This is a genomic window from Endozoicomonas sp. ONNA2, from assembly GCF_024606365.1.
GTDB lineage: Bacteria > Pseudomonadota > Gammaproteobacteria > Pseudomonadales > Endozoicomonadaceae > Endozoicomonas.
This window is the reverse complement of the sequence record NZ_JAHHPO010000661.1, coordinates 1-8897: the sequence shown is the minus strand read 5'-3', so window position 1 is coordinate 8897 and position 8897 is coordinate 1. Positions and strand designations below refer to the sequence as shown.

Annotated in this window: 7 protein-coding genes; 5 read left to right on the top strand and 2 right to left on the bottom strand. The window is 50.5% G+C overall.

The window, feature by feature from the left end; translation table 11 throughout:
* The coding region (locus KDK14_RS11605; RefSeq protein WP_257265283.1) for a hypothetical protein at positions 1-284 on the bottom strand (284 nt) is incomplete at its 3' end.
* A gap of 243 nt (positions 285-527) precedes the next feature.
* Between KDK14_RS11605 and KDK14_RS11600 the strand changes: the two genes are divergently transcribed.
* The 5 genes from KDK14_RS11600 to KDK14_RS21755 all read left to right on the top strand — a co-directional run bounded on the left by KDK14_RS11600 (position 528) and on the right by KDK14_RS21755 (position 1816).
* Positions 528-758, top strand: a complete 231-nt coding sequence (locus KDK14_RS11600; protein ID WP_257265282.1) for a hypothetical protein — start codon at positions 528-530, stop codon at positions 756-758.
* A complete protein-coding gene (locus KDK14_RS11595; RefSeq protein WP_257265281.1) occupies positions 755-1126 on the top strand; it encodes a hypothetical protein in 372 nt (123 codons plus the stop codon). The genes KDK14_RS11600 and KDK14_RS11595 overlap by 4 nt, the downstream gene beginning before the upstream one ends.
* A 98-nt stretch (positions 1127-1224) precedes the next feature.
* The gene (locus KDK14_RS11590) at positions 1225-1407 is read left to right on the top strand and encodes a hypothetical protein (protein ID WP_257265280.1); all 183 of its coding nucleotides are present in this window, start codon (positions 1225-1227) and stop codon (positions 1405-1407) included.
* Positions 1404-1736, top strand: a complete 333-nt coding sequence (locus tag KDK14_RS11585) for an ATP-binding protein (protein WP_257265279.1) — start codon at positions 1404-1406, stop codon at positions 1734-1736. Before KDK14_RS11590 ends, KDK14_RS11585 begins: the two co-directional genes overlap by 4 nt.
* Positions 1682-1816: an ATP-binding protein gene (locus tag KDK14_RS21755; RefSeq protein ID WP_373691069.1), complete on the top strand. Its 135-nt coding sequence runs from the start codon at positions 1682-1684 to the stop codon at positions 1814-1816. Before KDK14_RS11585 ends, KDK14_RS21755 begins: the two co-directional genes overlap by 55 nt.
* Positions 1817-1941: 125 nt before the next feature.
* Here the strand turns inward: KDK14_RS21755 and KDK14_RS11580 are convergent, their stop codons facing one another.
* The gene (locus KDK14_RS11580) at positions 1942-8826 is read right to left on the bottom strand and encodes a S8 family serine peptidase (RefSeq protein ID WP_257265278.1); all 6885 of its coding nucleotides are present in this window, start codon (positions 8824-8826) and stop codon (positions 1942-1944) included.
* Positions 8827-8897: the final 71 nt, after the last annotated feature.

The window sequence follows — 8897 nt, the reverse complement described above, 5'->3', positions numbered from 1 at the left end:
GGCTGCAGCCCCTGGTAATCGCGAACATTGTATGGGATCACCAAACAGTTACGAATGCCTTTCGCCCCCTTTGTTTTACTGCATGATTCTACTTGGTTTACCAACTTTTCCTGAGAGGCTGGCTGCCCGTTTTCTTTTCTGTTCCAGAACCTTGAAGAATGGTTCAGCCAGCCGGGTTTCTTCTCTGCCAAAACAGAGTCTTCCAGCAAGCACTTTTTAATCTGGTAAGCGGTTTTTACCCCAAGGCGTTCTTTTATCCAGGCAACCCAGTATCGCGTGGCCAAGGATCGTGTCCTCCGCGACAAACGTTTGTAATCAGTAAAGGAATACATAAAGAAAAAATTGCGCATTGGATGTGCGAAAATTGCGCTGTGCCCGGCAAGGCCTTGGTATATCAGCACTTATCTTTTTCAATACAAAAAAAGTCGTGCCTTTTTTCTAAAAATAAGCCGCTACGCAAGAATTGTAAAAGCACTTATTCTTACTAAATGACCATTTATCACTGATATAGATGTGTGGAGGTTAGCTTGAGTACTGGACAGCCTGAGGCGAGGGTGACCGCGTTATCGGCCAAACTGGAAAGTGACCTGCTGACGCTTTATCGCTCACCGGTACTGGGCGGGGAGCAACTTCGTCAGGCAATGGGGTATCGGACCATGGGTGCATTGCGCCAGGCCATCAATCAGCACCATTTTCCTGTGAGGCTGTTTACTATGCCCAAGCGGCGGGGGCGATTTGTCCTGGTCGCTGATGCATGAAGCCATCTACCTTGCGTGAGCTTTTGCGCTTGCTGCTATCAACCCATTTCTCAAATCGCCATATTGCTCAATTGACGCAGTTATCAAAAACAACCGTTCGACGATACCGGTCGCGAATCAGTGAAAGCGAGTGCTGTTGGGAAGAAGTGAAGCAGCTGGATGATCTAGCTTTGTTCCGGTTGGTCAGCTCTTCCTCGGGGCTTAAACCGGACAAGCGGGCTCCAGACTGGTCGCACATTCATAAGTTATTGCAGGACAAGCATCAGTGTCGTCTGCAGATATGGGAGGAATACCGTCGTATCAACCCTGACGATGCGTACTGTTATAGCCAGTTCAATAAATATTACCGGGATTATCAAAACTATTGATTTATGCATGCGACAACATGCCTGAACATTCCTTAAAAGGCGTACGAGCTTGTAGCAAGCTGCAAAAATTGTGTCGGCACTATGGAGTGCGGCGATTCATGAATGCCTGCACCTGCGTGACCGAAATTCAGTCTCTCACGGTAACCAGCGTGCACTCAATTCTGCAATGTCACCTTGATGGACAGCAGATTACGGAAACCACCACACAACACAAGCTTCCTGCCCACTCCAATGTCCGGGGTGCTTCTTACTATGCGGATCATGAAGGCCATTTGAAATGAGCACGCAACAACTGATAGAGCAAATCAGAGAGCTTCGGCTACCGGGCTTTGAGCAAGCATTGTCCCGTATGTTTGAAACACCCGACCAGATGAAACTGTCGTTTGAAGATCGTCTCAGCCTGTTACTTGAAGCTGAAACTCTGGATCGTAAGCAGCGCAAACAGCAACGACTCAGGAAGGTGGCAAAAATCAAGCAGGCCAGCGCCTATGTGGAGGATATTGATTATGCGGCCAGTCGGGGGATTGATCGGGGCGCATTAGAAACACTGTGTCGATGCGACTGGATAACCAGAAATCAGTTTTTATTGATGCCATTATGGATCGTCTGATTCACCGTTCACACCGTCTGGAACTGTCAGGGGAGTCAATGCGTAAAAAGCAAAATCTCAGTTCGGTAAAACAGGAATAATATGCAGTATACCTATAGTGTTAAGGATCAAAAATGGAACCACAGACCTGTTGATTTCACATTCTGTGGTTCCTGTATTTGCACATTACCTCTGCCCCTGCTCATGCAGGGGCAGCCTTAAGCCATCAAGCAGCTTGCCAACTACTGGCTATTATTGGATTGATCTCATCCCGGGTTTGCTGAGGTAGCTGGGCATTGCCTGCCGGCGGTGCTTCAAAACCGGCCATGGCGTTTACCAGGCTGTCCACAGCATTCGCATGCAGTACGGCGCCTGCCGTGTGAATTTCATCCAGCTGCGGGCTCCCTCCTGCATACCAGTCCTGCACCAGAACCCGATCATTGGAACCAATAACATCGATAAGAAGATGGTCGCCGGAGCGGGTAAACCACAGGTTCTCTTTGGTGATGCTTTCTAACTGCAGCCTGTCCCTATCACCGGCATGGTCGGAATGGTTATTGATGGTGTCAAACCCATCACCAGCGGCAAAGTGATAGGTATCATCACCTGCACCACCCATCAAATAGTCATTACCACCATTACCGGAAAGCAGGTCATTACCATCACCTCCATTCAGGATGTTCCGACCCTGGTTGCCCGTCAGTTCATTATCCAGACGATTGCCAGTGGCATTGATATGCTCAGCGCCACTGAGCATCAGGTTCTCCAGATGCTCGCCCAGTGTGTACGACACTGACGAGACAACAGAATCGATACCCTCTGCCGCCTGTTCGACCAGGCGATCCGCCGTATTATCCACCACATAGGTATCATTCCCGTCATGGCCAATCAAGGTGTCGATACCCCCCATGCCCATCAGCAAATTATTTCCACGATTACCGACAATCCGGTTGTTGTGATCATTACCTGTTCCGATCAGGTGTCCATCACCAATCAGCGTCAGGTTCTCAACCTCACTATCCAGCGTGTAATTGATACTGCTGATAACCTGGTCAAAACCGCCCCCGGCCAGTTCATGAACCACATCGCCAATATTGTCCACCCTGTAAGTATCATCACCGGTGCGCCCGGTCATCACATCAGCACCGGCATCGCCATCAAGATAGTTCCCCCCGGCATCCCCCACCAGAACATCATCACCGTCAGTCACCATTCCATAAGGCTGACTATTGGCAAAGACAAAGTGACTCTCATTAACCGAGTTCATGGTCACATTAAACAGGTTAACGAAATAGGGTTCATCACCATTATTAATGGTGATACGCGTCACTGGCAGACCATTAAGTACACTCTGGGTAATCACCAGATCCTGAAACCCGCGCACGCCATCCAGCCGGGAAAGATCAATGCGATCGCCTCCGGTTGCAACATCAAAATCCGCAATAAAGTTTGAGGTAGACATCCTCAACACGCCATTGGATGAACTCAGGCCAAGGCTCTGGCTACCGGCTACATCCTGCTTCAGGATATAAATGTCGGAACCAGACCCGCCCAGCAAACCGGTAACCACGTTGGCTCCCGTGGACGACAGATCAATATGACCGGTGTCGCCTTCCAGGTAGAGCGTATCATCACCGCCCTCACCCTGTAGCAGGTCATCACCGGCACCACCTTCAAGGTGATCGTTACCATCACCACCCAGCAGATTATCTTCACCCGAGTCGCCATACAGCCGGTCGTTACCCGCTTCTCCAAACATCAGATCATTACCACTGCCGCCAAACAACAGGTCGTCGTCACCACCGCCTTCAAGCCGATCATTGCCCTGACCACCCTGCAGCCAGTCCGTGCCCGCTGTATTGGTAATGTATTCTCCATCCAGGAAGTCATGACCATCCCCACCGTCCAGAACATCATCGGTACTGGTTGACCCTATAGCGTCATTTCCTCCTGAAGCAAAGTACGTCATATCTCCCATATTATCCGGTAGCAGGCCGTTCTGAACGGCATCGTTTCCTACCCATATTGTTGACGTGGCCAATAGATCCAGATAATCATCCAGCAGGGTTTCATCGGAAATAAAAGTAAAATCCTGCTCCGACAACGTCGAGACCTGTACATTCTTCAAAATCACCGTCTGGGTGCCATCATCCCCAAAGGTCAACTGCACATCGGCACCCACCTGAGTGACGCTGAAGTGAGTAAAGTCCTGTACAGTCTGGAAACCGGCCAGCACGATCTTTTCCTGCCCTCCGTTACCAAAGTCCACCAGGGTATCAACAGCACCCGCTTCTGGCCGGATGATAAAGAAGTCCATGCCCGCACCACCGGTCAGGCTGTCATTCCCCGCGCCACCAAAGAGCACATCCGCACCGTTGCCACCGGATAAGGTGTCATTGCCCCGGTAACCTCTCAACCAGTTGGATCCGTCATTATCAATCAGGGTATCGTTTCCGTCCCCCGTCGTGGCATGCTCTACCTCCGTTCCCGATTGAATGGTTAACGTTCTCCCCGCGATCTGGCTGGATGCTCCCTGATTCAGGTTAATCAACGTATCACTGGTCACTTCGGCTGCATTAATTGTGTCAACACCGTCGTTAGTATCAGACAACAGCGAGCGTACACCAGACCCTATCTCACCAAACTCGTTGGTGTAGAAATAGGTATCATCAGGTGTTGCCAGATCCCCAAAGGTCACCAGTTTGGCACCGTGAAGGATTCCGGAAGCACCACCTGCTGCATCAATAATCTCAAGGGTCCAGGTTCCGCCACTGGTCTCCCCCCAGTTGCGGGTGGAGTTAAAGGCGTAGTCCATGGCCAAAGATCGTTGATCACCCGTGTCACTGGCTGCACTGTCAGGTGCCTTGCCCGGGCGGTTCATCAGAATACTCTCCGTACCGTCCGGTGAAATCAGTTTGATAATCAGGTCACCAATGCGCTCATGCTCAAAATTGAGTGCCAGGGAGGTGTGCTCAATAAGAATCCCTTCCTCAAGGGTAAAGGTATGGCGCAATACGCCGTTGTCGGGAATGGCCTTACTATTGAAGTTGATACTGGACTCAACATAGTACTCAGGCCGGGCATTTTCTATGCCCGTATTATCGGCATGCACACTTTGTTTTTCCCAGGTTTCAGCCAGGCGAACCGCGGCCAGGGCATCCACATTACCAAAACCATAATCATGGCTGGTATGCATACCACCACCGTTCCAGTAGTGGGCACCGTTATCGGTCCAGTCCGTATTGGGGTCATCAATCCTGCGGGCAGTGAGAGCCAGTATCTGCTGCACATCCCGGTATCCCAGGTTGGGATTGGCTTCCAGCATCAGGGCCACAACTCCCGTAACCAGGGGTGTGGCAAATGACGTCCCCTGGGCCACATCCAGGTCATCACCAAATACTGATCCGTTTTCGTTGATCAACTCCCGGGAGGTGCTGGCCATATTGGACCCCGGTGCAGACACCAGAATACTGGCACCCGGGTTGGAGAAAGGCGACTGACCCATCACCAGGGAGCCCAGATCCTGCTCAGCATTAATTGCCCCAACCGTAATCACCGTACGGTTATTGGAGACATTACTGTAATTGGTATTACCCCCGCTCTGGCGATCATTGCCTCCGGCAAACACCATCACCGTACCCAGGCCACCCCGGCCTTCATCCACTGCGGCCGTGAAGGCATCCACCAGGGGTTGCTGAACATTGAAGTTATTGGCAAAAGCCTCCACGAAGCCCCAGCTGTTATTCACCACATCGTAGTGCTTGTACTGGTTCAGGGCGCTCAGGTCACTGCCATCACTGGGTAAATGATACCCCGCCAGGGTGGCATCGTGAGCAACCCCCACGGCACCTTCACCATTATCATCTGCTACCATGATGCCAGCCACCAGTGTGGCATGGGTCGAAAACGTGGTGGCCATCTCACCGGAGGCCAGCCACTGCCGGTCAACATTGCCATTCAGGTCATAATGACGATAATCAAACAGCTCCGGCCCAACGGAAAAGTCACCACCCGGCTCGAACATGGCTATTTTCACACCTTTACCGGTATAGTCCTTCCAGACGGGCAGTATATTGGCATCGGACAAATACCACTGCTCCATCAGCATCGGGTCACCGGGCATATCACGGGTGCGCAAGACCACGGAACCTTTCATCTCGGCCGTTTGTTCCGTTCCCCGTAAAACAACCTGAGCCCCGGCATTTCCTTTGCTGTCCGCCACCTTGTACTGGAAGCTGATCAGCCCGGTATAGGTCGGGTCCGGAGTAAACAGCACATCCCCGTTCTGCAAAACAGCCGTACCGCCCTTAACCCCGAGCAGTTCCGTAATCCGCAGGTCATCCCCCTGAAAATCCTGATCATTACCCAGCACCTCAGAAGCCGTGATCAGCCAGGGTTGGTCACTGCCACTGGCAAAGGGTACGTCAACCACATCATTGACCAGTAACGGATTCTCCAGATCCACATCCATCAGGGAGAGATCACTGAAACTGAATTTCTCAATCCCCGTCAGGAAGTCCGAACCATCCCGGCCACTGACCGTATCCGTTACCCAGATACCCTCTGCGGTATGGACAATCCGGTAATCGGCATAGCTGCCGGTAAAGTCGGCAACATCAATACCATCGCCACCGTCAAGACGGTCGTCGCCCTGACCACCGTTCAATACATCATTGCCAGCGTCACCCAGAAGGGTATCGTCGTCCAGACCACCCTCCAGGAGATCGTTACCATCTCCGCCACTCAGCTGATCACTTCCTCTGTGCCCACGGACAATATCATTACCCTGCCCACCATAAATCCTGTCCCTGCCATCCTCTCCCGACAATGCATCGTTGGCCAGGCCACCCATAATTACGTCATCACCTTCTCCGCCTTTGATAAAGACATTACTGCCACCGCCACCAATAAAGACGTCATTACCACGGCCACCTTCCACCACTTCAACACCGGACTGATGCAGGTTAAGGCTAACACCCTGATCACCCAGCACCTTGACAATATCCAGACCTTCGCCTCCCTGGATAGCATTGGGGTTATCCAGACCATCAATCAGCAAGACATCATTACCGGCACCTCCGTCCAGAGTGTCGGAACCTCCACCCCCAGCCAGCCAGTTATCACCACTGTCGCCGATCAGCGTATCGTCACCCCGACCGCCATAGGCAGAGTCTACATTTTTATCGATAACCCGCACGGTTTCACCGCCGTCACCCGCGGCATAGCTGGATACTCCACTCTGGGAATGTGCCAGCAAGCCCTCGCCGTCCACAACAAAATCCGCGCCATCTGGGTTGGAGAGGAAGTTGGCGGCAATGGCTTCCCGTGTCTGTTCAACACCGTCGATCAACTGTACAAATTCACCCCGGGCCAGTACTTCATTGCCATCGAGAATATCACCGGACTCATTGCTGGCCGCAAGGTTCACCGAAACCACGCCCGCCTCAACCAGGGTTTTCAGCTCTCCGTCGTCTGTTTCAGCGTCACCATCCGCATCGACCCAGACCTTGACACTGGACCAGGCATCATCCAACTCACTGAACAGGCCATCACCATTGCTGTCCAGAGTGGCCAGGGCTTCAAAGCCATTGGCGAATGGCGTTTCACCCGGAGCACCGTCCTGCCCCATTGTGCCCTGGTAATATTCAGAAAACAGTTCACTGACATTATCAATACGACCATTGTTGTTCAGATCAATGGCCAGCAGTCCATCCGTTGGGGTAACCCAGCCTGTGCGCTCCTTAACACCATCATGGTCAATATCGAATAGAGCATTGGACTGTTGGAAATTCTGAAGTTGGACACCATCACCATCCAGATCCAATACCAGTGGATCGATAAAAATCGTATTGTAAGAGTTAGTCTGGCTACTATTCCAGAAGTCCATGGTGTCCTGAAAACCGAGGCCGCTACCCAATCCCCAATCCATCTCATCAGCCAGATTGTTATTACCTGGTCGTAACCCATTGCCGATAATCGAGCCGATCTCGGTATTGAAAATACCGCCATCATTCACGACACTGCTGCTGGAAGAGGCATAATAGTTACTGTCATTCAGAAGAAAATTCAGGTTGATCGAATCTGTGGTTGCACCCTGATCATAAATTTCATTTTCCAGCAGATCACCTGTGGTTTTGGTGTTCATATCAAGCAAAGAGTTATCAATAACGCCCTCAAAAGGTCCCGTGTCAATCAAGGGCCCTTTGGTCATTGATGGATTAGCGGTATCTCTTGAGTCAAGAATATAAGACTCACCGGTTTGAGGGTTTAAAAACTGAAATTCCTCAACACCATCGGGAGAAATAGTGACCGTAACGATATGATCATTAGTAGACGGCATGGATATCATGCCACTTTCGACCTCATAAAAATCATTAGTACCAACAGGAATGACAACTTGCTGGCTACCACCATTGATCAGTTGATCGGGTGAAAACGTAATGGATGAGAGGTTCCCGTGCTCATCAACAAACTTTACAGAAAGGTCCCCATAATCATGGTCTTTGGTTATTACTAATTCTTGCGGGTTGAATATTCCCTGGTTAGTTTGCTGACCTATTGGATGTTCTGATCCTGAATTGAGATTAAAACCTGGAAGGGTAATAACATTTGAAGAATCATTTGATTCTGGGTTGCTAAAAGCATCATCCAAAGCATTTGAAATTGTGTCATAAATATATTTGCCTTCATCAGGTCTCACCAAAGAATATACTGCGAGAGCAACGCCTGTGGATGTCGCTGCTATAGCTGCACCGGTAGCCCCAACTGCAAGAGCTCCAGCGCCAAGAGCCCCTAGACCTATGCCCAGTAAATCTTGGATTGTGTTATCACTCAAATAACCGCTTTTCAACTCTTCACTGGCTTTTTTCAAAGTTGGTAATGCCTGAAAAAGTTGTGACGCCCAGCCAACTTTACCAACTGCTTGCCCTACAAGCTCTGCTGATGATGCCATCGATTTTAAAGCATCTATAGCGGAAGCAAGGTTAGCACCAGCAGCTAAGACATCTCCTTCATTGTAATTTTTCGAAGCATTTGTGATAGACGGAACAGCACCATGCCCTTGAATAATCCTTAAAGTTGCCTCAGCATTGGTAATTCCATTAGCTGCCATACTTATACCCTTCTAATCCTTAGGAATTGTCTGTAAATAACTTCCACATATTCAGATGCTCCACCGCAATC